The sequence below is a fragment of the Pandoraea cepalis genome (assembly GCF_902459625.1).
Taxonomy (GTDB): Bacteria; Pseudomonadota; Gammaproteobacteria; order Burkholderiales; family Burkholderiaceae; genus Pandoraea; species Pandoraea cepalis.
The window spans coordinates 167929-193550 of record NZ_CABPRY010000008.1; the positions used below are offsets into that span (position 1 = coordinate 167929).

Below are 25622 nucleotides of genomic sequence, written 5' to 3' on the forward strand. Positions count from 1 at the left end.
TTTACTATTGGCGCCATGCGTTAATAACGTGTTGCGTTATTAATTGTGATCGAAAATTTCAAATGCAGGGATACGGCGTTGTTATTCAACGGATGCCGGGTGAGGCGCTGGCGCGCGGTCGAAGGGGCCGCCATGCGCAGACTTCAGCAATTGCATGCCGCCGCGACACTCGGTTTCTTGCGCGCACCGCCGGGTAACCGACTCGAGGCACTGCGAGGAAATCGCCTGGGGCAGTACAGCATTCGTATCAACGATCAGTGGCGCTTGTGTTTCCGCTTCGACGCGGGCAACGCTTCTGACGTCGAGATCGTGGATTACCACTGATCCGATAGGCGGGCGCGTTCCGATATTTCTGCGGATTTTGCTACAGGTCGACGGAGGCCAAAAATGACCCGACAAGTACCACTGGCAACGCCGGGCGAAATTCTCGCGCAGGACTGGCTGGGCCCGATGGGGCTTTCTCAATATGCGCTGGCGAGGGCCATTGACGTGCCGCCTCGCCGCATCAACGAAATTGTTCTGGGCAAGCGTGCGATTACCGTCGATACGGCGCTGCGCCTGGGAGCGTTCTTCGGCGTGGATGCACAGAGCTGGCTCAATCTGCAAAACCAGTACGATGCCGAGATCGCACGCGCCAACATGGCCGACGTGCTGCGCGACATCAAGCGACGTGCCCGGGATCTTCTCGCTGCGGCGTGATGCTCCCCCCAACGACACGTCAGCCGTTGCCGTCGCGCGTCGACGGATGTCATGCCATTGCTCAATGCGCGGCGTCGGCCTGCTTGCCGGCCGCTTGCGCGAGGGCGCTCGCTTCGGCTTCGCTGCGCAAGCCGTTGAAGTGCGCGTTGAGCAGCACCGCGCTGATCGACGCGAGCAGAATGCCGCTGTGGAAGAACGGGGCGAGCGCATGCGGCAGTTTCATGAAGAACTTGTCCGACGCCACCGGAATCATCCCCACGCCAATACTGATTGCGATGATGTACAGGTTGTAACGATTCTTCGACAGGTCCACCGTCGAGAGAATCTTCACCCCCGTGGCCGTCACCATGCCGAACATCACGATGCCCGCGCCCCCCAGCACGAACTGCGGCACCGACGCCACTACGTGTGCCACCTTCGGAAACAAGCCCAGCGCGATCAGTATTAGGCCCCCCATGGCACACACCCAGCGGCTCTTCACACCGGTCACGCCGACCAACCCCACGTTCTGCGAAAACGAGGTGTAGGGGAACGTGTTGAAGATGCCGCCGATCATCGTGCCCAGCCCATCGACGCGCAAGCCGCGCACCAGCGTCTTTCTGTCGACCGGACGGCCGACAATGTCGCCCACCGCCAGGAACATGCCGGTCGATTCGATGAACGTCACGAGCATGACCAGCGTCATCGTCGCAATGGCAACCGGATCGAAGCGTGGCACGCCGAAATGAAACGGCATGACGAAGCCGAACCACGGCGCGTCGGATACGCCCGCGAACGATACTTTGCCCAGCGCCATCGCCACGATCGTGCCGAACAGAATGCCCAGCAGCACCGCGATGTTGGCGAAGAAGCCGCGCACGTACTTGGTGATGAACAGAATGCACAGGAGCACGGCGAACGACACGCCCAGATACAGCGGATTGCCGTAATCGGGATTGCCGAAGCCGCCTGCCGCCCAGTTGATGCCCACGCCCATGAGCGAGATGCCGATCACCGTGATGACGGTCCCGGTCACCACCGGTGGGAACAGCCGCAGCAGCTTGCCGATGAGCGGCGCCATCAGAATGCCGATCAGGCCCGAGGCAATGGTCGCGCCATAGATATCGAGCAACCCGAGATCGGGATTCGTGCCGATGGCGATCATCGGCGTGACGGCGGTAAACGTCACCCCCATCATGATGGGTAGACGCAAGCCGAAGATCCACAGGCCGAGTGTCTGGATCAAGGTGGCGATCCCGCAGGCGAACAGATCGGCGTTGATCAGAAACGCGACTTGATCGACCGACATGTGGAGCGCACCGCCGACGATCAACGGTACCGCCACCGCCCCCGCATACATCACCAGTACGTGTTGCAGTCCCAGCGTGAACAACTTGGGGAGCGGCAGGCGCTCGTCGACCGGATGCACCGGTGCAGCAGCAGATTGCGTCATGTCTTCTCCTGGTCCGACGGTACGAATCGATTTACATGGTGGAACCGAGCGTAAATTTTTTACCGAGGCGCAGCGAGTGCCGTCAAAAATGCAGAGCGGATGGTCGGGGGTGCGTCGTGATTGCCCCCCGGCGGGGCGTCATGGGGAAAAATTGAGGCATCGCGACAGGGTACGCCGGTTGGCGCCGCAGCGGGCGACTTCCCGGAAAGCCTTATGCCGTATGGTCGCGACGTCGCAGGGGAGTGACTGGCGGGAGAGGGCGGAACGCGATCGGATGCGTGCGAATCGTACCGCACCGTGCGGCAGACGTTGGCCGCGCGCCGAGGATCATATCGAATCCGCAATACTAAAGATTGCAACTGGCGTATGAATCTCGGCGACAGTGCGATGCCGGGATATCGCCCCGCCGCAACGCCGTCAGGCTGCGCGGCTCAGCGTGTGCCGGTTGTGCCGGAGGCCTTGCGGGCGAGCATGTCGCTGGCATTGGCGGTATTGCCCGCGCCGCCGCTTTGCTGTGCCACGCTATCGAGCTTGCTGGAGATCTCGTTGCCCATGTGCTGCAGGAATTCCAGCTCCTTCGCGCCGATGCCTCCCGCGCACAGCGTGCCGCCCCAGTCGCCGTAAAGCAGCGCCACGGTCTGGTTACGTTGGCGAACTGGCAGCAGGAAGAACGACTTCACGTTCGAGAAATGCTCACGGTGCCACATCGGAATACGCGGCACGATACGCGGCTCGCGAGCGTTGTCGATCAGAATCGCGCGGCCGTTGGTCAGTGCCAGATGGAAGACGTCCGGTTCGAAGGCTTCGGGGAACGACAGGCCCAGCACGGGCTGCACGTCGCGGCCGATGCCGAAGCGCAGCTCGAACGACTTGCCCGCCGGCACGCGCACGAAGGCCGCGCAGTTGGCGAAACCCAGCGACTGCATGATCGCTTCGAGCGTCAGGTTGAGCAGACCGACCGCGTCGGTCTCGCCCGTGGCGGCCCGAACTTCCGAGAGACCGTCTGCCAGACGTCGCGCCGAGTCCAGCGGCTTGCCCGCCGGCGGCTGGCGCGTGCCCGATGCCTTGGTGCTGATCGCAATGAATTCCTGGTGGCTCGTGTCGCGCACCATTTCTTCGCCCACGGACACCACGTCTCGCACGTCCAGCGCGAGACGCTCGGCATAGCGCTCCGCCAATTCGGCCAGACGCTCCGGGTCGGCCCCGCGCGTGAGTTCCGTCACCATCTCGTTGGACATGTTCGCCACCGCGCACAGCCAGTCGCTATGCGAGAGCGGGGCGTCGCCCTCCAGATCGATCGGACGCATGCTCGTCGCGATCGACTCCGGCAAGCCCCACTTGCGGGCCGCCGCTTCGGCCAACTCCGGGAACGAGATGGCGAGCACCTGCTCGCAGGCGTCGCTGTCGCTGATGCCTTGCGCTGCGGCGAGGGTCTGGATTTCCCCCCATTCGGCCGGGAAGCAATAGGTCACGAGCAGTCGCGCGACATGGTGCAGCAAGGTGCAGACTACGGCTTCCTCGCCGTCGCGAATGCCATTCTTGGCGGTGATGTCACGGGCGAACGCCCCGGCGAGCGTGGCGCGCGCAAGTTCGCGGGCCATGTCGTCGCGCTGTGCGGCGACCTCGCCGAAACCCTCGAGCAGTTTCAGGCTCAGGGCAAGGTGGCCGATCGTGTCGACACCGAGAATCATGATGGCGCGCGAGACCGTCGTCACGTTGCAACCGAACGGCGCATACATGGCGGAGTTGGCCAGGCGGATCACTTTCTGGGTGAGGGCGAAGTCGGAGAGCACCGACGCCGCCAGGTCGGCCGTGCTCGTGTTCTCGCTTTGCATGGCGCTCACGATGCCGCTGACGGAGCGCTGCAGCGACGGAAACTCGCCGCGCTCAGCCAGGCGCTGCCACAATAATTCGAGCGTTTTTTCTTTGGTCAGGCTCATGGTAGCGGGGTTATCCGGTCAGTGGCCGGCATCCACATTGAGACGCCCGCTCGCAAAGGCCGCCTCCAGTTCTCCCGCAGGCAGGGCCTTCGACACCAGCCAGCCCTGGATGGAATGGCAGCCGCGCTCGATCAGCATCTGCCGTTGTTCTTCTGTCTCGACCCCTTCGGCGACCGCCGACAGCCCCAACTCACGCGCCAGTCCCAGGACTGCCGTCACAATCGTACGGTCATTCGATGACGTGGGCATGTCTTTCACGAAGCTGCGGTCGATCTTGAGCGCGGAGAGCGGGAAACGCTTGAGGTATCCCAGGCTCGAGTAGCCCGCGCCGAAATCGTCGACGGAGAAGCGCACGCCCAGCGTTTGCAACTCGCGCAGCACCAGATTGGCCTGTTCCGGGTCGCGCATCAGTACGCTCTCGGTGATTTCGAGCACCAACCGGTGCCCTTCCACGCCCGAATCGGCAATCGCTTGCCAGACCAGGCTCGGGAACGACGGATGGTGAAATTGCTGTGCCGAGACGTTGACCGACATGTACAGCCCGTCGAGCCGGGTGCGATCCCAGCGCGCGAGCTGCATGCAGGCGGCGCGTAATGCCCAGCCGCCCAGCAGGTTGATCAGGCCATTGGCCTCGGCCAGCGGAATGAATTCGGCCGGTGAAACCGGGCCGAGCGCGGGATGCCAGCGCATGAGCGCCTCGACACCCTTCACGTTCAGCGAGATCGGATCGCAGATCGGCTGGTAGTGCAGGCTGAATTCGCCATTGTGAATCGCCTCGAACATCGCCGATTCGAGCGAAAACGCCTTGCGGTGCAGGTCGCCGAGATCGTCTGTATAGACGAACAGGCCGTTGCGGCCGCGATCCTTGGCGCAGTACATGGCGGCGTCGGCGTGCCTGATGAGCAGGCCGGCCGAGTCGCCATGGTGGGGATAAAACGACACGCCGATGCTCGTGGTGAGGTGCAGCAACTGGTCGCCAACCTGGAACGGTTGCTGCACCGCCGAGAGCAGGCGCTTCATGATGCCGCCAAGCGCCTGTTCGTCGTCGCAGCCGGGCAGCACGAGCACGAACTCGTCGCCGCCCATGCGCGCGGCCATGTCCGTCTCGCGGATCTGTGCGATCAGGCGTTGGCCGGCGTCGCACAGGAGCTGATCGCCCACGTCGTGGCCGAGCGAGTCGTTGACCTTCTTGAAGCCGTCCAGGTCGAGCAGGGCGACGGCAAAGTTCGGCCCGCCTTCACGCGCGTGCTGGATGGCTTCGGTAATGCATTGATGAATGTACTGACGATTCCCCAGCCCGGTCACCGCATCGCGCACCGCCAGATCGGACAGGCGTGCTTCGTTTTCCTTGAACGCGGTGATGTCCTCGCCGTGCACGACGAACGTTGCGCTCGTTCCGGCGATACGGGGCGTGTACTGGGCAATGCGCAGACGCATCCAGACCCGGTCCGTCAGACCGCGCAGCAGGCGCACGGTGCACTGCTGGGGGCCGAGCATCTGGGCGGCGGAGAAGGCATCCTGCAGCGTCGGCACATCTTCGATACCGGTCAGCTCGAACAGCGTGGCGTGATCGGTGTACTCGCGCGAATATTCCAGCAGGCGCAGGGAGGCTTCGGCAATGAAAAGGAAACGGCCGTCGGCAGCAACGTGCGCCGAGAGTCCGCCGGTCAGCTCGACCAGCGCCCGGGACAATGCCGGGGCCGGCACCGCGGCGTGAGCCTCGGCGATTGCCGATGCCAGGGTCGAAGGTTCGACCAAAGAGACGCCGGCGGGGAGTCGATCTGAACTCATTGTTGTTGTCTGTGCATGCATCACGTCGAGCGCGCTGCGACCCATGTGCTTCCCCGTTCAGGCAAACGCGCTCATGGCCGAACCTTGGTCCGGCAGGTGTCCGATGGATTGTGGGCCATTATAGCTAAAGACGCCAGCGAATTTGGTAGCGGGAATCCCCGATTCATGCCACTTTCCACACGTTTTCTCGCGTAGGTTTTTTTCTGACAAGGCGATCGGGGATTATTCCTGCACGGCGGCTGGCCTGTCGCCAGTATTTCCTTGGAATTGCCCGTCAGATGGCACTTCCGCACATCGGGACATTCACTGGCGCGATTTTCCCGTGGGCGTCTCGTGCGCAAGCGACCAGGCGATGCAGGCGCGCGCGAGGGCGGCCGAGGCGTCCAGGCCGAAGCGGCCCAGCGGTGTTTCGCAGGTGGCCAGCGCCACCGGGATTTCCGTACACCCGAGGATGACGCGTTGCGCGCCCGCGGCCAACAGGGTCTCCATCGCCATGGCGAGGGCCTCGCCGCCGCGACGATTCTCCCCAGCCTTGGTCAGCCGGATGCCTTCGTTCACGAGCGCCTGGTGCGCAAGCGGTTCGGCAACCTGAACGAAACGATAGCCCAGCGCTTCGAGCCGTGGCCGGTAGACGTTGGCGTGATGGGTGCCTTCGGTGGCCATCAGGCCGATGAGCGCGCCCGGCGCGACGCATTGGGCCAGCTCGCCCGCGACGGCTTCGACCACATCGAGCACCGGCAGCCGGGTGCGATGACGCAGTGCGTCAAGCCAGGCATGGGCCGTGTTGCAGGCAATGGCAATGCAGCCAACGCCGGACTGCTCCAGCGCGTGAACGCCGTCGAGCATGCCGTCCAGCGGTGAAGCACCGTCGCGCAATAGCGCCTCGGTGCGGTCGGGGATCTGGGGAACCGAGTAGAGAATGAACGGGATGTGATCCTGATCGCGGTGGGCCGGATGTTGATCGACGATCTTGCGGCAGAGGTCGATGCCGGCGGCGGGGCCCATGCCGCCGAGGATGCCGAGCGTGGCGTGCGAGTTCATGGTGATGACCATCATTCAACGGGAACGGCAAACATCGGGATCGCGCGCGAGGGCAGGGGCCGTGGCCCCGCCCCGCACGGCGTCCGACAGGATCAGTCGTAAGCCTTGGTGATCGGATCCTTGAACATGGCACGCATTTCCGCCGTCATCGGATAGTGCATATTCTGGTTCTTCGGCGGCACCGGTTCCATGAACCACTTGTTGTACAGCTTCTCCATCTCGCCGGACTTCTCCATCTTGGCGATGACCGTGTCCACGACCTTCGTGAACGCCGGATCGTCATGGCGCAGCATGCAGGCATAGTTTTCGAACTGGAGGTTCGGACCGACGACTTCGTAGCCCTTGGCTTCGTCGGCCGACAGGGCGGCGCGCTGGCCGTAGAGCAGCGGCTCGTCCATCACGAAGGCCACCGAGCGGCCTTGCTTGACGGTCAGGAAGCCGTCCGAGTGATCCTTCGTCTGAATCAGGTTGAAGCCGACCTCGCCCTTCTTGCCCGAGAGAATCCGATCGGCGGTCGTGCCGGCGGTCGTCGCGATCGTCTTGCCCTTCAGGCTGTTCAGATCGGTGATGCCCGAGCCCGACTTGGCGATCATCTTGATCGAGTACAGGAAGATGTTGTGCGAGAAGCCCACTTGCTTCTCGCGCTCGAACGTGTGCGTGGTCGAGCCGCATTCCAGGTCGATCGTGCCGTTCTGCACCAGCGCGATACGGTTCTGCGACGTGATCGGCGTCTCCGTGACCTTCAGGTTCGGCAGGTTCAGGTCTTTCTTGACGGCGTCGACGATCTTGAGCGCAATTTCCTGCGAGTAGCCGATCGTCTTGCCGGCGTTGTCCGTGTACGAGAACGGAATCGACGACTCCCGCACCCCGAGTGCGATCACGCCGGTGTCCTTGATCTTCTTGAGCGTGCCGGTCAGTTCCTGCGCGCTCGCGGTGTGCGCGAACAGGGCGGCGGCGGCGCTGACGAGCAGCAGGGGAGCAAACAGCTTCTTCATGGTCTCTGTCCTATCGGAAGTGAATGGCACGGTGGTCCGCGCCGTTGGTATGTCTACTGCCAAAAACACTGATACAACCCGACACGTCCTTCCGCTGTTCCCCACGGAAACGACGCCCCGCAATACCCCGTAACGCCCCGTGTCATGACGGCGATCGCCCCGGGAGGCCGGCTATGTTCGATCAACGCGATTCACGCGGCCAGCCGGGCAAACCCTGCCAGATCGACCGCGGGACGCTTGCCGCCGATGGCATCGGCAATCACGCGCGCCGCGCCCATCGACAACGTGAAGCCCAACCCGCCATGGCCAACGTTCAGCCACAAATTGTCCAATGTATCCGCACGCTGGAGGATCGGGCGGCCGTGCGGCGTGGCCGGTCGCATACCGGTCCATTCCAGCGGAGCCCGCTCGCCGGCCAATGCGGGAAACAACGCCGCCGAGAGCGTGCGCAGCGCCTGGATGCGCCGGGCCGCGATGCGATAGTCGTACCCCACGAGGTCGGCCATGCCCGCCACTCGCAGATGCTCGCCGAGGCTGGCGTAGACGACCTTGTTGTCGGCGTCCGTCACCGATACCTGCGGACGCGCGTCGACCGGGGCGTGGCGATACGTCAGGCTGTAGCCCTTGAGCGGGTAAAGCGACACCGACTCACCGACCTTGTGCAGCAACGGCATCGCCGCCAGGCCATTGGCGACGACACAGGCATCGACGGCCACGTCGCCCATGCGTGTGCGAATCGACCGCACCGTGCCGCCATGCACATCGAAGCCGGTCACTTCGCGTTCATACAGCAACCTGCCGTCGGCGTGCGCAGCGACGATCCGCGCCAGTTCCATGCATAACGACTGGCAGTCCCCGGTGCCTTCGCCCGGCGTGTGAATTCCGCCGGCCAGCTCGCCGGCGATCGTCTCCAGGGCGGGCTCCAGCATGGCGCATGTCGCGGCGTCGACCCGTCGCTGTGTGTAGCCGAGTCCGTTGGCCAGTTCGAGCGAGCGTTCGGCGGCGGCGAGCTTGTCCGCATCGCGGTACACCACGAGCTTGCCGCTCAGACGGTAATCGAACGACACCGATTCCCGCGCCAGAAATTCCTGCATCACCGCACGGCTGTGCAGGCCGAGCGAGAGCAAGCGCAATGTGGAGCTGGCGTTCGCCTGCGCATTGCAATGCTTGACGAATGCGATCGACCAGCGCCAGAAGTCCGGATCGAACGACGGCTTGATTCTCAACGGCCCGGTGCGAGAGAACAGCAGCGAGGGCAACTGCGAAAGTACGCCGGGGGCGGCCAGTGGCGACACGTACCCGTAGCTCAGTTGGCCACCGTTGGCGAAACTTGTCGCCAGACCCGGACCGCGTCCGGCGTCGATGACCGTGACCGCATGGCCTGCGCGCAGCAGTTCATACGCGCTGGCGAGGCCTACGATGCCCGCCCCGATGACTCCAATATGCATAGCGATGAATGACAACCAAAAACGTCAGGGAATGCAAGGCGGGAAAATATTCGGCGTGGGAGGGTGGGCCTCGCGGCCGTGTTTCCCCCCACCTTTGCTACGCAGTGTAGGGCGAGAAAATTCGGTAACCTATGCGGATTTGAGGCAGCATATGTCTTTTGGCTATAGGGTCGGCACCGCCGCCGATCCGCTTTCCGCGACACGGGGACGACGTCAGGCATGAAATTGCGGCATATCGAGACGTTTCGCGCAGTGGTACTGACGGGCTCGGCCAGCGGCGCCGCGCAATTGCTCAACGTCTCGCAACCCGTCGTCTCGCGCGTGTTGCAGCATGCCGAACAGCAACTCGGCTTCAAGCTGTTCGACCGCGTCAAGGGCCGGCTCGTGCCGACGGCCGAAGCGCGTCGCCTCTACCCCGATGTCGAACGCATCTTCAGCGATCTGGAACGCCTGCGTACCACGTCGCGCAATCTGCGCCAGCATGGCGTGGGTCATCTACGCATTGCCGCGACACCGAGTCTTGCGCAGAGCCTGTTGCCTGCCGCCATCGAGCGCATGCGGCGCGCGCATCCAGACGTGGTCTTCGAACTCATTACGCACCACACGACCGAGATGATCACGGCGATCCTCACCTCGTCGGTCGACGTGGGCATCGTGTCGGCCCCGCCGATGGCGGCCGGCATCGTGAGCCGTCCGGTGGCGCAGGGGCATATTGTGCTGGCGGTGCCCGCGGCGTGGCCGAAGCTCTCGCGACGCGGGCCGGCCAGTGCCGATGCGCTCGCTGGGCGCGATCTCATCAAGCTGCACGACGACACACCGCTCGGTGCCCTGATCAACGAGCGTCTGGAGCAGACCGCGTTGCTGCAGGACGCCGAAGTGATGGTGCAGACCTATTCGCTCGCGGCGGCGCTTGTCGAGCACGGTCTGGGCTACGCGCTGCTCGATCAATTCACGGCGGCCAGTGCCCATGAGCAAGCGCAGCGCCTGTATCGCGTGGCTCCGGCCATCGAATTTCCGGTCGAGATGTTGCGACCGTCGCATGAACCCGAGTCGGTGCTTGCCGACACCCTGCGGCGGCATCTGGCGGACGTGGCCAGCGAACTCAGCGCGCGGGCCGAGGCGTTGTGCGAAGGGCGCGAGATCGTCCTGGCGCCGGGCAAGGACGTCGACGAGCAGTAAGCGTGCCGGCAGGACTCACCGGCAGCCGGGCTCGCTCTTCACTTCGAAATAGGTAAACGGTTGCGGCTGGAGCTTGCCGGCCAGCGACGGATAGTTCGCCTGCACGAAGCGCCGCGCACCGGCCATGTCGAATTCGGTGCGCAGCCAGAGCTTGCCGTCGTGGCTATCGAGCATCAGCGTGCCCGCGTAGATCACATCGCCCCGCTGAACCTGCACCGTTGGCACCTTGCGGCCCTTGCAATAGCGAAAGCGATAACTCTTGTCGGCCGGCGTGAATTCCATCGGACCGAAGCGCTCGTTGCGCATGAGCGGCGAGACGCGCATGGCCACGAAGCCACGCGTCGGCGGATTGCTGTTGAGTGTGCGCGTGACCTTGCCGCCGACGATGCCATTCACTGTCTGTGAGAAGTCCGAGTAATTCCACGGGCCCCAGGTGCTTTGCAGTGGCGTGTCGAGGCCAACGATGACGATCGCGTACTCGTCGAGCGTGTCTTCGGTGAGGACAGGGTTGGGCGGCACGCCCTGGGTGCTGCAGGCCGTCAGCCAGCCTGCGGCAAGCGCGGCGAGCGCCGAGCATCGCGCACGGCGCGCGACAGGAGAGAACCACAGGGTACGCAGTGACCTCATTGCAGCCTCCTTGCCGCGCGCGGCGCGCAGGGGACGATCCGAAAACGGCGGCGGATGTCGGGGTCTGACCCGCCCTTAATCCTGCAGGAATCTTACCTTGACCTTGCGGCCCTTGACGCGGCCGTCGGACAACTTGCGCAACGCCACCGGGGCGATGTCGCGCTCCACCGCAATATACGTGAAGTTATCCAGAACGTTGATTTTTCCGATCTGGCTGGCGGCAAAGCCGGCTTCGCCGGTGAGGGCGCCGAGCACGTCGCCCGGCCGGATCTTGTCTTTTTTGCCGCCCAGCATCTGGAGCGTGACCATTGGCGGCAGCAGGTGCCCGCCGCCTGACGGCGTGAGTTCCTCGAGCTTGTGCCACGGCACTTCGTGGCCCAGCGCCGCTTCGAGGTTACCCACGCGGCCCATCTCGTTCATGCTTGCCAGGCTGAAGGCCCAACCCGCTTCGTCGGCGCGGCCCGTGCGGCCGATGCGGTGCACATACACCTCGGGGTCGGGCGTCACATCGACGTTGATCACGGCTTCGAGTTGCGTGATGTCCAGCCCGCGAGCGGCCACGTCGGTGGCGACCAGCACCGAGCAACTGCGGTTCGCGAACTGGATCAGCACGAGGTCGCGCTCGCGCTGCTCCAGCTCGCCGTGCAGCGTCAGGGCGTGAAAACCTTCGGCGCGCAGCACGTCGGTCAGATCGCGGCATTGCGCTCGCGTATTACAGAACGCGATGGTGCTGACCGGCCGGAAATGATCGAGCAACTGGCCCACGGCGTGCAGACGTTCCTCTTCGCGCACTTCGTAGAAGCGTTGGCGAATCTTGCTGGCGTCGTGCTTCTCTGTCAGACGAATTTCGCGCGGCGTGCGCAGCAGGCGCTGTGCGAGCTTCGCGATGCCCTCCGGGTAGGTGGCGGAGAAGAGCAGCGTCTGGCGCGAGGCAGGCGTTTGACGTGCGACCGTGGCGATGTCGTCGAAAAAGCCCATGTCGAGCATGCGATCGGCTTCGTCGAGCACCAACGTCTTGATCCCGGCGAGCGAGAGCGTGCCGCGCTCCAGGTGATCCATGATGCGGCCCGGCGTGCCGACGACCACGTGCGCGCCGTGGGCGAGGCTCTCCGCCTGCGGACGCAGCGGTGCGCCGCCGCACAGCGTCAGGATCTTGATGTTGTCTTCGGCGCGCGCGATGCGTCGCACTTCCTGCGCCACCTGCTCGGCGAGTTCTCGCGTGGGGCAGAGCACGGCGGCCTGCACCGCGAAATCGCGGGCATCGACACGCTGGAGCAGGCCGAGCGAGAATGCGGCGGTCTTGCCGCTGCCGGTCTTGGCCTGAGCAATGAGGTCGTGCCCGGCGAGCATATCGGGGAGCGACGCCTGCTGGATGGGCGTCATCGAGACGTAACCCAGCCGTGCGAGGTTCTCCTGCATGGCGGGCGAGAGCGGCAGGCTCGAGAAGGGGGCGCTGTCGGTGCGCGAATCGGTGGCTTTTGAGTTCATGCGCAATTATACCGGGCCGACCGGGGCCGCCGGGGTTGGCGCCGACGCGGGGTTAGGGATCCCGCCGTTGCCAGTCCGGGGCCGCCGGGCGTAGCATGGCTTTGCTTGTCGATGTCTCGTCCATTCCCGCAGAGGTTGCCCATGCCTGTGAATCCGGAAGAGAAAGTCCGCCAGCATATGGCGGAAGTCGTCGCGATGGCCCGTGAGCGTGCGCCCGACGTGGTCGCGCTGTTCGAGCCCTTCGTGCGGCATTACTACGGTCTGGCCGATGCCGAGGACGTTGTCTCGCGCAGTGTCGACGACCTGTATGGCGCGGCGATGGCGCATTGGCAACTCGGCCAGAAGTTCGTCAGCGGCGAGCCGCGCATCCGCATCTACAACCCCACGCTCGATCAGCATGGCTGGCATTGCAGCCATACGGTCGTCGAGATCGTCAACGACGACATGCCGTTTCTCGTCGATTCGGTGACGATGGAGATCAACCGGCAGGGGCTCGCACTGCACTCCGCATTTCACCCGGTCTATCGCATCAAGCGCGACGGCGCGGGCAAGCGCCTCGCCGTGTCGCCAGGCGGTGGCCTTGGGCAGCCGGTGTCCGCGGGCGAGCGGGTGACGGGCGATCACGGTGATGGCGGCGATAGCGGCAGTAAAGGGGAGAACGGCGTGAACGGCGTGAACGGCGGCGACGTCGGGGCGCTGCTGGCGTCGGGCGCGACGGCGCAACGGGCGGGCGATGCGAGCGCCGATAGCGGCCGCTTCGAGTCGTATATCCACATCGAAGTCGACCGATTTTCCGAGCCGGACCGCATTCAGGCACTGGCTGACGGATTGCAGCGCGTGCTTGGCGACGTACGCGCGGCGGTCGAAGACTGGCGAGCGATGCAGGCGGCCGCGCATGCGGCCATCGAGTCCCTTCGGCAGCGGGCCGGGCAAACGAGCGTGAGCCCGCCGGAGCGCGTGGAGATTGACGAAGCGCAGGCGTTTCTCGACTGGATGCTTGCCCGGCATTTCACGTTCCTCGGTTATCGCGATTACGCGCTGGTCGTGCGCGACGGCGAGCACTACCTGCAAGGCGTGGCGGGCACGGGGCTTGGCGTATTGCGCGAGGCCCGCCGCGATGCCAGCACCCCCGACGAGACGCGCCTGTCGCCCGGGGCCATTGGCGTGGCCCAGACGAGTACGCCGATCTTTCTGACCAAGGCCAATTCGCGGGCGAGCGTCCATCGTCCCGGCTATCTCGATTACGTAGGCGTCAAATGCTTCGATGCGCAGGGGCGCGTGTGCGGTGAGCGGCGCTTCCTCGGGCTTTACACGTCGAACGTCTACATGGTGCCCGCCGACGAAATTCCGCTCGTGCGACGCAAGGTGGCCGAAGTGATCGGGCGCACCGGCTTCCTGCCTAACGGGCATCTGGCGAAGACGCTCGCGACGATCCTCGAACAATATCCGCGCGACGAACTCTTTCAGATCGATGTCGATCCCCTGGCCAATATCGCGCTGGGCATTCTGCGATTGCAGGAGCGTCAGCGCACGCGCCTGTTCGTGCGGCGCGACCGCTTCGATCGCTTCGTCTCGTGCCTGGTCTTCGTGCCGCGCGAGAAATTCAACACCGATTTGCGCGTGCGCGTGCAGAACTTGTTGCAGGCGGCGTATCACGGGACCAGTGTTGAATTCACGCCGCAGCTCTCCGAGTCGATGCTCGCGCGCATTCACATCACCGTGCGGACCGAGCCGGGCAATGTGCCGGATGTCGATGTCAACGAACTGGAAGCGCGCATCGTCGAGGCGACCCGCCGCTGGCAGGACGATCTGTCCGACGCGCTGCGCGAGCAGTTCGGCGAAGAGCGCGGCACGCGCGCACTGCGGCGGTACGCGCAGGCGTTCCCCGCGGCGTATCGAGAAGACTACGCCGCGCGCATGGCGGTGCGCGACGTCGAGTTGATCGAGCCGCTGTTGAGCGTCGGACACGCGGTGCCGGCCGGATCTCCCGACGCCACGGCGCTGGCCATGCAGCTCTACCGGCCGCTGGAGGCCGCGCCCGGCACGCTGCGCTTCAAGATCTACCAGGCGGGCGAGCCCATCGCACTCTCGCGCAGCCTGCCGATGCTCGAACACCTCGGCGTGCGCGTCAACGACGAGCGCCCCTATCGAATCGAGCCGGCCGACACCGGCGTTGTCTGGATGCACGACTTCGGCATGACCAGCCTCGACGGCGCGGATGTCGACCTGGAGAATGCCCGCCTGCGCTTCGAGGAGGCGTTCGCGCGCATCTGGGCGGGCGACGTCGAGAACGATGACCTTAATCGGCTGGTATTACGCGCCGGGCTGACCTGGCGGGAAGTCCGCATTTTGCGCGCCTACGCGAAGTACATCCGCCAGGTGGGCTCGACCTTCAGCAATGCGTACATTGAGAACGCGCTGACCGGTAATCCATCGATTTCGGGCATGCTCGTGCGGTTGTTCCTGGCCCGCTTCGATCCGGGGCTGGCGGCGCAAGCTCGCGCATCGCAGGCGGAGCGGCTACGGGCGCAAATTCACGCGGCGCTCGAAGATGTTCCCAACCTCGACGAGGATCGCATCCTGCGTCAATTTCTTGGCGTGCTCGAAGCGACCTTGCGCACCAATTACTTCCAGACCGGCAAGGACGGCGTAACGCAGAAGGCCTATCTGTCGTTCAAGTTCGATCCGTCGAAGGTACCGGGCTTGCCGGAGCCCAAGCCAATGTTCGAGATCTGGGTGTATTCGCCCCGCGTGGAGGGCGTGCATTTGCGTGGAGGGCGTGTGGCGCGTGGTGGCTTGCGCTGGTCGGATCGCCGCGAAGACTTCCGCACCGAGGTGCTGGGTCTCGTCAAGGCGCAGATGGTGAAGAACACTGTCATCGTGCCGGTCGGTTCGAAGGGCGGGTTCGTGGTGAAGCAACCGCCATCGCCAGGCGACCGGGATGCTTATCTGGCCGAGGGGGTGGCGTGCTACCAGACATTCCTGCGCGGGCTGCTGGATCTGACCGACAACTACGTCGACGGCCAACTGGTGCCTCCGTTGCAGACCGTGCGCATCGACGGCGACGATCCGTATCTCGTCGTCGCGGCCGACAAAGGGACGGCGACTTTTTCCGATTACGCCAACGCCATTTCGGCGGAGTACGGATTCTGGCTCGGCGATGCCTTTGCGTCCGGCGGCTCGGTCGGCTACGACCACAAGAAGATGGCCATCACGGCGCGCGGCGCGTGGGAGTCCGTCAAGCGGCATTTCAGCGAGATGGGCGTCGACACACAGACGCAGGACTTCACCGTGGTGGGTATCGGCGATATGTCGGGCGATGTCTTCGGCAACGGCATGTTGCTCTCGAAACACATCCGGCTCGTGGCCGCGTTCGACCATCGACACATCTTCCTCGACCCCACGCCCGATGCTGCAACGTCGTTTGCCGAGCGCGAGCGCCTGTTCCAACTGCCGCGTTCCAGCTGGGCCGACTATGACACGCGGTTGATTTCGGCGGGCGGTGGCGTGTTCCCGCGCACGGCCAAAGCCATTGCGGTCTCTGCGCCGGTGAGGGAGCTGATCGGTACCGAGGCCACGGAGATGGCGCCGAACGACCTGTTGCGGGCGTTGCTGAAAGCGCCGGTCGATCTGCTCTACAACGGCGGCATTGGCACGTACGTGAAAGCGAGCGCCGAGACGCACGCGCAGGTGGGCGATCGTGCCAACGACGGCTTGCGCGTGAATGGCGCGGAACTGCGTTGCAAGGTCGTGGCCGAGGGCGGCAACCTTGGGCTGACGCAGCTCGGGCGCATCGAATACGCGCAGCATGGCGGTCGCATCAATACCGACGCCATCGACAATTCGGCCGGTGTCGATTGTTCCGATCACGAGGTCAACATCAAGATTCTCTTGGGCCTGGTGGTGACGGACGGCGAGATGACACTGAAGCAGCGCAACACGTTGCTCGCGGAGATGACCGAGGAAGTCGGCACTCTTGTGTTGCGCGACAACTATTTGCAGACGCAGGCGCTTTCACTGGGCCGCTTGCGAGCGGTGGCGTCGCTCGACGACGAGACGCGCTTCATGCGGTACCTGGAGCGGGCGCAGCGGCTCTCGCGCACCATCGAGTTCCTGCCCGACGACGAAACACTTGACGCGCGGCGTGCGTCCGGCGCGGGGCTGACCTCCCCCGAACGCGCGGTCCTCATGGCCTACAGCAAGATGTGGCTCTACGACCTGCTGCTGGCAAGCGACCTGCCCGACGCCGATTTCGTTGCCGACGAACTGCCGTCGTACTTTCCCAAGCCGCTCACGAGCCGATGCGGCGCGGCGATGTGGCGTCATCCGCTCAAGCGGGAAATTCTCGCGACGATGCAGGCCAATGCGCTGGTCAACCGGGCGGGGGTCACGTTTGTGCACCGGCTCAGCGAGGAAACCGGCGCTGAGCCGGCCGATGTCGTGCGGGCCAGTCTGGCAGCGCGCGGGGCCTACGACCTCGACACGTTGTGGGGCGAGATCGATGCGCTTGACGCGCGCGTCTCGCACGAAACGCAGGCCTCGCTCTTTGCCGCGATTGCGCAGTGGCACGAACACGCCACCCTATGGTTCTTGCGGCGCCGTGTGGCCGACGTACCACAGACGCTCGAGCGTCTGCGCGCCGTGCTCACGCCCATCCTGCCGACGCTGGACACCCTGGTCAGCGGCGCGGCCGCCGATGACGCGCGGGCCAGATGCCAGACCATGATCGATGCGGGCGTGCCGCCGGTGCTTGCACAAACGGCCGCGGGCGTCGGCGCGCGGGTGGCATTGCTCGACATTGCCGAAGTGGCGAGCAGCAGCGGGTGCGAACCGTCGCTGGCCGCGCAGGTGTATTTCGCCCTCGACGCACCGCTTGGCTACGGTTGGCTCCAGGCGGGGGTGCTCGGCCTGCCGATGCAGACGCACTGGCAACGCCTCGCGCGGGCCACCTTGCTGGAAGAATTGTCGGTATTGCGGCGACGCCTGACGGCGAGCGTGCTGGCGGGCGGCGAGGCGGTGCGCGATCCGGGTAATGCCGGCGAGCCAGCCGACGCAAGCTCGGCGGGCAAGCGCGTTGCCCACTGGGAGACGTTGCATGCAGACGCACTCGCGCGCTACCACCGTGTGCTGGCCGATCAGGTCGCGGCCGGTAACGCCGACCTGGCCATGTTGTCCGTGAGCCTGAAAGCGCTGGCGGAAGTCGACCGCTGAGCCGACCAGGACGGCCACCCCCGGGCATCCTGGGAGCCGTCCGTGCGGTCACGGGCCGGTAGGCGACGGGCTGTCGTCGGACGCCGTCGCGGGGGTATTTTTAAGCGTTTACACAAAAGACATGAAACCGCGTATGATCCGGGAAAACCCTAGGATTGAGTTGACCTGCGCGGATGCTTGCCCGTCGCGTGGGGTGGCGCGTCCTGGGGTTTCGTCGATTCCTGAACTCCTGCGCAATGCCCAACGACACCCGCCCTGCGAACCCACCGTTCGCCACGACGCTGCAGATCGTCTCCACCGTGTTCTTCACGTTCCTCTGCTATCTGACGATCGGATTGCCGCTCGCGGTGTTGCCGTCGTTCGTGCACGTCGATCTCGCTTACAGCTCGGTCATTGCCGGGTTGGCCATCAGCGTTCAGTACCTTGCGACGTTGCTCTCGCGCCCTTACGCAGGGCGGACTGCCGACGCCTGGGGCCCGAAACGCACCGTGTTATGCGGGTTGGTGGCTTGCGGTGCCTCCGGGTTGCTCGTGGCCTTGGGCGGTGTGTTTTCCGGCGTGCCGTGGCTGGCGCTCCTCACGCTGATTCTTGGACGTCTTGTGCTTGGCTTTGGTGAGAGCTGGGTGTCGACGGGCGCGATCATGTGGGGCATTGGCCAGGTGGGTCCGTCGCACACTGCACGCGTCATCTCATGGAACGGCGTGGCAACCTACGGCGCGCTTGCGCTGGGTGCGCCGCTTGGCGTTGCACTCGACAATGCGTATGGCATCCAAGTACTTGGCGCGGCGATCGCGCTGGCGGGCGTCGCTGGTCTGCTGCTCGCGCGCATGAAGCGTGCGACGCCGGTCATCCATGGAGAACGTCTTGCATTCCGCGCCGTGCTCGGTCGCGTGTTGCCGTTCGGCATGGGGCTTGCGCTGGGCTCCATCGGTTTTGGTGCCATCTCCACGTTCATTACGCTTTACTACGCAAGCCATCACTGGGACAACGCGGCGCTGGCGTTGACGGCGTTTGGCGTGTGCTTCATGGGCGTACGACTGCTCTTCGGCAGCAGCATCGGGCGCTTCGGCGGCTACCGTGTGGCCATGACGTCATTCACGCTCGAGGCGTTCGGCCTGATCGTGCTCGGGATCGCGCCCACGGGATTCACGGCGTTGCTCGGCGCGGCACTCTCGGGCGCGGGGTTCTCGCTCGTGTTCCCGTCGTTGGGCGTGGCGGCCGTCAATCTGGTTCCGGCACAGAACCGGGGTGCGGCACTGGGGGCGTACTCCGTCTTCCTCGATGTTGCGCTTGGCGTGACCGGACCGGTGGCGGGCCTGATCGTCGGGGCTTACGGCTATGCCGAGGTCTACCTGTGTGCATCAGTGGCTGCGGTGGCGGCCGTCTTGCTCACGCTATGGATGGCGCGAGCCGAGCAAGCGCGCGACGCCGACAAGAAAGCCGTGCAGACGGCGTAATCGCTGGCGGCGGGGTCAGTCGGCCGCCACTGACGCCAACGTCGCTCGCTGCTGCGCCGCGACAATCGCGGCGAGCCGCTGGATCAGGCCGGGGATGCGTGCCGCGTCCGTATCGCCGTAGCCGATCACCAGACCGTTATCCGCGGGTTGCGGATCGAGTGCAAAGCTCGACAGGGCGCGGGGGCCGATGCCTTCGCGCTGCGCAGCGGCCACGATTGCCTTGTCCGGGAATGCGGGATCGAGCCGCACCGTCAGGTGCAGGCCGCAGCGCTCGCCAATCACCGCATACGCCGGGTCGAAGTGCGTAGCCAGTGCGTTGCGCAAAGCCGTCTGACGTTCCCGATACAGCCGTCGCATGCGACCCAGATGCCGTGCAAACTGGCCGCTGCGGATGAATTCCGCCAGTGCCAGTTGTTCGAAGCGGTGACCGCCGCGCAAGAGTTCGTCGAGGGCGTCGCGGGCTTGCGCGGCGAGCGCGGTCGGCAGAATCAGAAAGCCCAGGCGCAGCGCGGGAAACATCGTCTTGCTGAACGTCCCCACATAGACAACGGGGGCGTTGGCCACCATCCCCTGCATCGCGGCGATCGGTTCGCCTTGATGGCGAAACTCGCTGTCGTAATCATCTTCCAGAATCCAGGCGCCGTGGCGCCGCGCCTGCGCGATCAGATCGAGGCGGCGCGAGGCCGACAGCACACTGCCGAGCGGATACTGATGCGACGGCGTGACATACACCAGTCGTGGCGGCGAGCGTTCCCACTGTCCTTCCGGAATCACGATCCCCTCATCGTCGACGCGCAGTGCGTGAAGTCGAACATCGGCCGAATGGAAAGCGGCCTTCGCGCCGCGATAGCCTGGGTCTTCCATCCACACCGTATCGCCGGGATCCGTGAGCAGGCGGCCGCAGAGAATCAGCGCCTCGTGGGCGCCTTCCGTGATCACGACTTGCGACGCATCGCAACGCACGCCGCGCGAGATCCGCAAGTGCGCGGCAATGGCGTCTCGCAGCGCGGGTTCGCCGAGGGGATCGCCGTAGTGATAGTGACGGGGTTGGGCTTCACGCATGACGCGTTCGAGCGTGCGTCGCCAGGTACTGATGGGAAAGCGCGTGAGTGCGGGAACCCCGGGCGTAAACGGCAGGGGCGTCTCGTCGGCGCGGGCGGCGTGGCGCGTTGCGGGCAAGCGTTGGATGCGGCGTGAGGCGAGTGGTGTTGGGGGATCGTCGGGGGCGTTTGGGGGCGTCGCCCCTGGGTCTGTTGCTTTCGGCGTCCTGGCGCTGGCGGTACGTGCGGCGTTGGCGGCGAAGTGTGGATCGAGAGGGAGTTGGGCGACGCGGGTGCCGAGCCGGTGGGGCACGATAAAGCCTTCGGCGGCCAGTTGGTCGTAGACGATCGAGACCGTGTTGCGTGAAATGGCGAGATCTTCGGCGAGCGTGCGCGAGGCGGGCAGACGGGCGCCGGCGGGCAGGCGGCCTTCGAGAATGGCGTGTTTGAGGCGGGAGAGGAGTTGTTTCTGAAGCGAGGTGCCAGCGCGCCCGAGTCCGGTCGTCAGGGGGCTGTCGAACAGTGCGGCGACGTTCTCCGGAGCAGGATCGAGGGTGCCGGGACGGGATTTCGGGAAGGCGGGCATGGCGAGAGAGGGGGAGAAGGGGTGTTCAGGGATGACCGTGGGCGTGTGTGGCCGGACCGGCGCCCCGTCCCGCTGCGAGTTGGGTCACTGTCTGAGTGGCGGGGCGGGGTGCCGGTCTGGCTTACCGAGCGGTGGAGTGAGTATGTGGCACCATGAGATTATCAACGTGTGGTGCTTTTCATCGTACCACTGAGGCGATACTTTAGACGTCATGACTTGCGTGTTGCGCCAACTTCCGGAGATGAGCGAGAGATGAGCGAGATGACTGACGCCCCGAATTTCAACGAATACGACCAGCCTATCGGTGCGGCGCTGCCGGACTGGAAGTCGAGAGCGCAGCCGCCGCGTGCGCCGATCGATGGGCGTTACTGCCGGATCGAGCCGATCGACGTGGAGCGTCATGCGAATGACCTGTACGAGGCGTACGCCAGTGCCGCGGACGGTCGCGACTGGACATACATGAGTGGGGGGCCGTTTCCGGATTTCGACAGCTACTACGCGTACGCGACCAGGATGGCGGCGTCCAGCGACCCGTTGCATTACGCGGTCATCGATCGGGAGACGGGGCGGGCGGTGGGGACGTTGGCGCTCATGCGCATCGACGCGGCGAACGGTGTGATTGAAGTCGGGCACGTGGCGTACTCGCCGTTGCTCAAGCGCACGCGTGCTGGCACGGAGGCGCAATACTTGCTGATGCGTCGGGCGTTCGACGAGTTGGGGTATCGCCGATACGAGTGGAAATGCGACGCGCTCAATGCCCCGTCGCGGCGGGCGGCGGCACGTTACGGGTTCACGTTCGAGGGCATATTCCGTCAGGCGATCGTCTACCGGGGTCGCAGTCGCGACACGGCGTGGTTCTCGATCACGGATGGCGAATGGCCGGCCGTCAGCCGGGGGTTCGAACAATGGCTTTCGCCGGAGAACTTCGACGCGCAGGGCCGCCATCGTACGGGGCTTGCCGAATTGATTTCGGCGGCGAGGGCGTGAGCGGCGGGTGAGGTGGGTAGCGCGAGGCGGGCGATAGCGGGAGCCGCGCGAACGCCAGCAACTGCGACAACTGCCGCGACGGTGGCGACTGCGGTGACCGCCCCCCTTCATTCATTGGCATCCAAAAGCAAACGGCCCGCCGGGGATGCTCCGGCGGGCCGTCACGCTATCGGGACATCGTCTCGATCAGCTCGGGAAGAACGCGTACTTCAGCACGAAGAGTACGGCGATCACCCAGGCGGCCGGGTGGACATCCTTCGCACGTCCCGTGAAGAGCTTGAGCACGGCGTACGAGATGAAGCCGAAAGCCAGACCGGTGGCGATCGAATACGTGAACGGCATGGCGAGGGCGGTCAGGGCGGCCGGGGTGGCTTCCGTGATGTCGTCCCACTCCACGTCGAGCAGCTCGCGCAGCATCAACCCGGCCACGTAGAGCAATGCCGGTGCGGCCGCGTAGGCGGGCACCGAACCGGCCAGCGGCGCGATGAACAGGGCGAGGATGAAGAGCGCGGCAATCGTGAGCGCGGTGAGGCCGGTGCGTCCGCCCGCCTGCACACCCGAGGCGCTTTCCACGTAGGCCGTCGTGCTGCTCGTGCCCAACAGCGAACCGAAGAAAATCGCAATCGAATCGGCGAAGAGCGCGCGGCCGAGGCCCTTGTAGTGCGTACCTTCGAGCAGACCGGCTCGCTTTGCCACGCCCATCAGCGTGCCCGTTGCGTCAAACACTTCCACCAGCACGAAGGCCAGAATGACGTGAGCGAAGCCTGCATGCAATGCGCCCGGGATGTCGAGTTTGAGGAACGTCGGGGCGAGGCTCGGCGGCATGGCGAAAACGCCCTGGAACTGATTCAGTCCCAACACCATCGAGAGCACCGTCACGGCCAGAATGCCGATCAGGATCGCGCCGCGAACGCGCAGGGCGTCGAGCACGGCAATCAGGAAGAAGCCGAAAATCGCGAGCAGGGCTTGCGGGGCGTGGAGATCGCCCAGGCCGATCTTCGTTGCCGGATTGGCGACGACCACGCCGGCGTTACCGAGCGCGATGATGGCGAGGAACAGACCGATACCGGCGGCGATGGCGCATCGCAACGATTTGGGTACCCCGGCAATCAGCCAGGAGCGTATGCCCGTCACCGTCAAAATGATGAACAAACAGCCTGAGATGAACACTGCCCCCAGGGCTTGCTGCCACGTGTAGCCCATCGCGCCCACGACCGTGAAGGCGAAGAAGGCGTTCAGCCCCATGCCCGGCGCCATGCCGATCGGGTAGTTGGCGATGAAGGCCATCACCACCGAGCCGATCGCGGCTGCGAGACAGGTCGCCACGAACACGGCGCTCTTGTCCATGCCCGTCGTGCCGAGAATATTGGGGTTGACGAAGATGATGTACGACATGGTCAGGAAGGTCGTGAGACCCGCCACCATTTCGGTGCGTACGTTGGAGCCATGCTCCTGGAGTTTGAAGAATTTGGTCAGCAACGTGCTCTCCTTGTGCCTTTGTTATGCCGTTGTCCGTGTGCCGCGGGGGCGCGCGCATTGTACTGTGCGCGAGTCCGTGCAGCGGAGTTTCTCAGAACTTGGTTCGCATGCCCAGCCCAAAAGTATTCCCGGCCTCCAGCCCGGATACCTTGTCGTTCAGGTAGGCCACATAAAGATCGGTGCGCTTCGAGACGTTGTAGTCATAACCGACGGCCCAGGTATTCCGGCTGACGTCGTTCTGGCCAGAATTCTTCGTATAGGCGTACGACGCGATCGCGCTGCCTGCGCCGAGCGGCACCGACACCCCGAACTGAGCGCCGTTCGACGTCAGATTGCCCCCGGTGATCGTGTTCCTGATGTACTGATATTGCCCGTAGAGTTTGACGACGTGAAAATCGTAAGTCAGGCCAGCCTGGAGCGCTTGCTGATTGCGAAAGCCGGTGATGCCGGCCTGATCGTCGGGCGTTGAATCGAACTTCACTTGCTGATACGCGAGCGTGGCGGCGAGCGGGCCGTGAAAATACATCGCGGCGGCGCTCCACTTGTTCTGCCCGGTCTCGCCGGCTTTGTTGCCGAAGGCATAAGACACGCTGGCCCCGAGCCCCTTGTAATCCGGCGTGGCGTACATCACGGCGTTGTTCCATCCCGAATCACCGACGATGCCTTGACCGGCGAGGCCAAGGAACGTGTGATAGACCATCGGGCTGAACGTATACGAGTCAACGAAGGGGTTGAACAAAATCGTCGAGACGAAATACGACGTGGTAAGTCGGCCCATCGTGACCGTACCGAGCGTATTCGACTGTAGGCCGACGTAGGCATTCCGGGAAAAGAAGCTGTCGCCGGTGAAGCGTCCGTAATGTCCGGTTTGCGGCAGGAAGAAGTCCTCCAGCGCAAAGATCGCCTTGAGACCGTCGCCGAGATCTTCCGTGCCCTTCATCCCCCAGTACGACGTGGACATCCCGCCGCCGGCCTGCGTCCAGGCGCGTTCGCCGCCGGGCGTTTTGACCGCACCGGCCCAGGCGTCGACCTGACCGTAAAGCGATACATTCGATTGCGCGTGGGCGACGCCCGCGGCTCCGCAAACCGCGAGGGCAAGCGCGCCCCGCAGCCAACCTGCTGCCTTGCTCATGACTGTGTCTCCGTCTCGTTTTGATTTATACGTGCCTCTGAACTTCGCTTCTCACCGAAGGGTGCAAGGGGGCACGCCTGAGTCATTGACACACTGACTTCACGTTGCGCGGGTATCGGTGCTGCTTTGAGGTGTGATTATTATTATCAAGATGCCGCTTGTGGCATATCACTCGGCGTTGATACTCGGTATTCCGTTGTTGGGGTGACGCTTCACCCTCGCACCCGGCTGCGGTCGGTCGTCGGGCCGGTACCCGTTTTCGTCGCTCCACGAAATTCGCTTTGGAAAACGGGTACCGGCCCGACGACTCGAAACACGCCAATCCATCGTCGCAACCTCCCCATCCACCCACCCCGCCACCATCGCCAACCCCACCGTCACGACGACACCGCCGCTTCATGCGCGCAGGCTCTCGCCGACCGTCCCCACGTGCTGCGCATCTGCTGGTGACGGTCGGCGAGACCCTCGACATCGCATCAGTACCTCGCCTCGCCCTGTCCACAACGGCCATGGCTACCGACGACGCTGCAGCACAATGCGTCCAACCAGCCCATGCTTCAATTCGTGCCGACATCGCATTACCAGGTGCGGTTAAGTGATTCGGTGTGGGCCTGATCAGGGAGAGAAACAGCGCGCGGAGACGACATCACGGTACCCGGCGTGGCCAAGTGTTTCAGAGTGGGCCTACTCAGGGCGAGAAAAAACTCACGACGAAGACATCACGATGCGGGCGTGGCGAGGTGCTCTGGACGCATCCAGACGGAGCGTGAAACATTTCGCGACGACGTCACGAAACTGGGCGTAGAGAAGTGCTTGGGGGATGGCGAGGCTCTCGACGATCGTCACCAGCAGATGCGTAGCACGTGGGGACGGTCGGCGAGAGCCTGGGCGCATGAGAAGACGGTGTCATCGTGACGACGAGGTGGGGAAATGCGGCGAGGTGGGGACGTGGGGGAGGGGGCGACGATGCGTGGGCGCGTTTCGAGCTGTCGGGCCGGTGCCCGTTTTCCAAAGCGAATTTCGTGGAGCGACGAAAACGGGCACCGGCCCGGCGGCCGACCGCAGAGGGATACGAGGGTGAAGCGCCCGG

17 protein-coding genes are annotated in these 25622 nt (G+C 64.5%); 6 read left to right on the forward strand and 11 right to left on the reverse strand.

The genetic code is table 11. The annotated features are described in order from the left end of the window. The first annotated feature begins 42 nt into the window (after window positions 1-42). Together PCE31107_RS17035 and PCE31107_RS17040 are read left to right on the forward strand one after the other, a co-directional pair. A complete protein-coding gene (locus tag PCE31107_RS17035) occupies window positions 43-324 on the forward strand; it encodes a type II toxin-antitoxin system RelE/ParE family toxin (protein ID WP_281352581.1) in 282 nt (93 codons plus the stop codon). 63 nt (window positions 325-387) lie between these two features. Next, entirely contained in the window at window positions 388-699 is a 312-nt protein-coding gene (locus tag PCE31107_RS17040; RefSeq protein WP_130026523.1) for a HigA family addiction module antitoxin, read from the forward strand. Between the two features lie 61 nt (window positions 700-760). Here PCE31107_RS17040 and PCE31107_RS17045 read toward each other — a convergent pair whose 3' ends face one another. The 6 genes from PCE31107_RS17045 to PCE31107_RS17070 all read right to left on the reverse strand — a co-directional run bounded on the left by PCE31107_RS17045 (window position 761) and on the right by PCE31107_RS17070 (window position 9346). After that, window positions 761-2131: a nucleobase:cation symporter-2 family protein gene (locus PCE31107_RS17045; RefSeq protein ID WP_017231792.1), complete on the reverse strand. Its 1371-nt coding sequence runs from the start codon at window positions 2129-2131 to the stop codon at window positions 761-763. A 431-nt stretch (window positions 2132-2562) separates the two neighbouring features. Then, window positions 2563-4071, reverse strand: a complete 1509-nt coding sequence (locus tag PCE31107_RS17050) for an HDOD domain-containing protein (protein WP_150609977.1) — start codon at window positions 4069-4071, stop codon at window positions 2563-2565. Between the two features lie 18 nt (window positions 4072-4089). Beyond that, window positions 4090-5829 carry a putative bifunctional diguanylate cyclase/phosphodiesterase gene (locus tag PCE31107_RS17055; RefSeq protein ID WP_174966704.1) on the reverse strand — a complete coding sequence of 580 codons (1740 nt, stop codon included), beginning with the start codon at window positions 5827-5829 and terminating at the stop codon, window positions 4090-4092. A 336-nt stretch (window positions 5830-6165) separates the two neighbouring features. After that, window positions 6166-6903 (reverse strand): cysteate racemase, encoded by a 738-nt coding sequence (gene cuyB / locus PCE31107_RS17060; protein WP_174966705.1) that lies wholly within the window; start codon window positions 6901-6903, stop codon window positions 6166-6168. Between the two features lie 92 nt (window positions 6904-6995). After that, complete coding sequence (locus tag PCE31107_RS17065) at window positions 6996-7898, reverse strand: transporter substrate-binding domain-containing protein (RefSeq protein ID WP_017231796.1); 903 nt, start codon at window positions 7896-7898, stop codon at window positions 6996-6998. Between the two features lie 191 nt (window positions 7899-8089). Continuing rightward, window positions 8090-9346, reverse strand: a complete 1257-nt coding sequence (locus PCE31107_RS17070) for a D-amino acid dehydrogenase (RefSeq protein ID WP_150609981.1) — start codon at window positions 9344-9346, stop codon at window positions 8090-8092. A 219-nt stretch (window positions 9347-9565) separates the two neighbouring features. On the opposite strand from PCE31107_RS17070, the gene PCE31107_RS17075 reads away from it, so the two are divergent. Next, the gene (locus tag PCE31107_RS17075) at window positions 9566-10525 is read left to right on the forward strand and encodes a LysR family transcriptional regulator (protein WP_150609982.1); all 960 of its coding nucleotides are present in this window, start codon (window positions 9566-9568) and stop codon (window positions 10523-10525) included. A 15-nt stretch (window positions 10526-10540) separates the two neighbouring features. Here PCE31107_RS17075 and PCE31107_RS17080 read toward each other — a convergent pair whose 3' ends face one another. Together PCE31107_RS17080 and dbpA are read right to left on the reverse strand one after the other, a co-directional pair. Next, the gene (locus tag PCE31107_RS17080; protein WP_017231799.1) at window positions 10541-11152 is read right to left on the reverse strand and encodes a hypothetical protein; all 612 of its coding nucleotides are present in this window, start codon (window positions 11150-11152) and stop codon (window positions 10541-10543) included. 75 nt (window positions 11153-11227) lie between these two features. After that, window positions 11228-12640, reverse strand: coding sequence for an ATP-dependent RNA helicase DbpA (dbpA, locus tag PCE31107_RS17085; RefSeq protein WP_026131565.1), 1413 nt, complete (start codon window positions 12638-12640; stop codon window positions 11228-11230). A gap of 141 nt (window positions 12641-12781) precedes the next feature. On the opposite strand from dbpA, the gene PCE31107_RS17090 reads away from it, so the two are divergent. Both PCE31107_RS17090 and PCE31107_RS17095 read left to right on the forward strand, forming a co-directional pair. Further along, window positions 12782-17851: an NAD-glutamate dehydrogenase gene (locus PCE31107_RS17090; RefSeq protein WP_150609984.1), complete on the forward strand. Its 5070-nt coding sequence runs from the start codon at window positions 12782-12784 to the stop codon at window positions 17849-17851. 236 nt (window positions 17852-18087) lie between these two features. Further along, the gene (locus PCE31107_RS17095; protein WP_150609985.1) at window positions 18088-19308 is read left to right on the forward strand and encodes an MFS transporter; all 1221 of its coding nucleotides are present in this window, start codon (window positions 18088-18090) and stop codon (window positions 19306-19308) included. A gap of 15 nt (window positions 19309-19323) precedes the next feature. Here PCE31107_RS17095 and pdxR read toward each other — a convergent pair whose 3' ends face one another. Beyond that, a complete protein-coding gene (gene pdxR, locus PCE31107_RS17100) occupies window positions 19324-20934 on the reverse strand; it encodes a MocR-like pyridoxine biosynthesis transcription factor PdxR (RefSeq protein ID WP_240756011.1) in 1611 nt (536 codons plus the stop codon). 252 nt (window positions 20935-21186) lie between these two features. On the opposite strand from pdxR, the gene PCE31107_RS17105 reads away from it, so the two are divergent. After that, the gene (locus PCE31107_RS17105) at window positions 21187-21921 is read left to right on the forward strand and encodes a GNAT family N-acetyltransferase (protein ID WP_425494733.1); all 735 of its coding nucleotides are present in this window, start codon (window positions 21187-21189) and stop codon (window positions 21919-21921) included. 186 nt (window positions 21922-22107) lie between these two features. On the opposite strand, the gene PCE31107_RS17110 is transcribed toward PCE31107_RS17105, so the two are convergent. Together PCE31107_RS17110 and PCE31107_RS17115 are read right to left on the reverse strand one after the other, a co-directional pair. Continuing rightward, on the reverse strand, window positions 22108-23400 hold the full coding sequence (locus tag PCE31107_RS17110; protein ID WP_130026514.1) for an NCS2 family permease: 1293 nt from the start codon (window positions 23398-23400) through the stop codon (window positions 22108-22110). Between the two features lie 91 nt (window positions 23401-23491). Next, the gene (locus PCE31107_RS17115; RefSeq protein WP_150609986.1) at window positions 23492-24532 is read right to left on the reverse strand and encodes a porin; all 1041 of its coding nucleotides are present in this window, start codon (window positions 24530-24532) and stop codon (window positions 23492-23494) included. Window positions 24533-25622: the final 1090 nt, after the last annotated feature.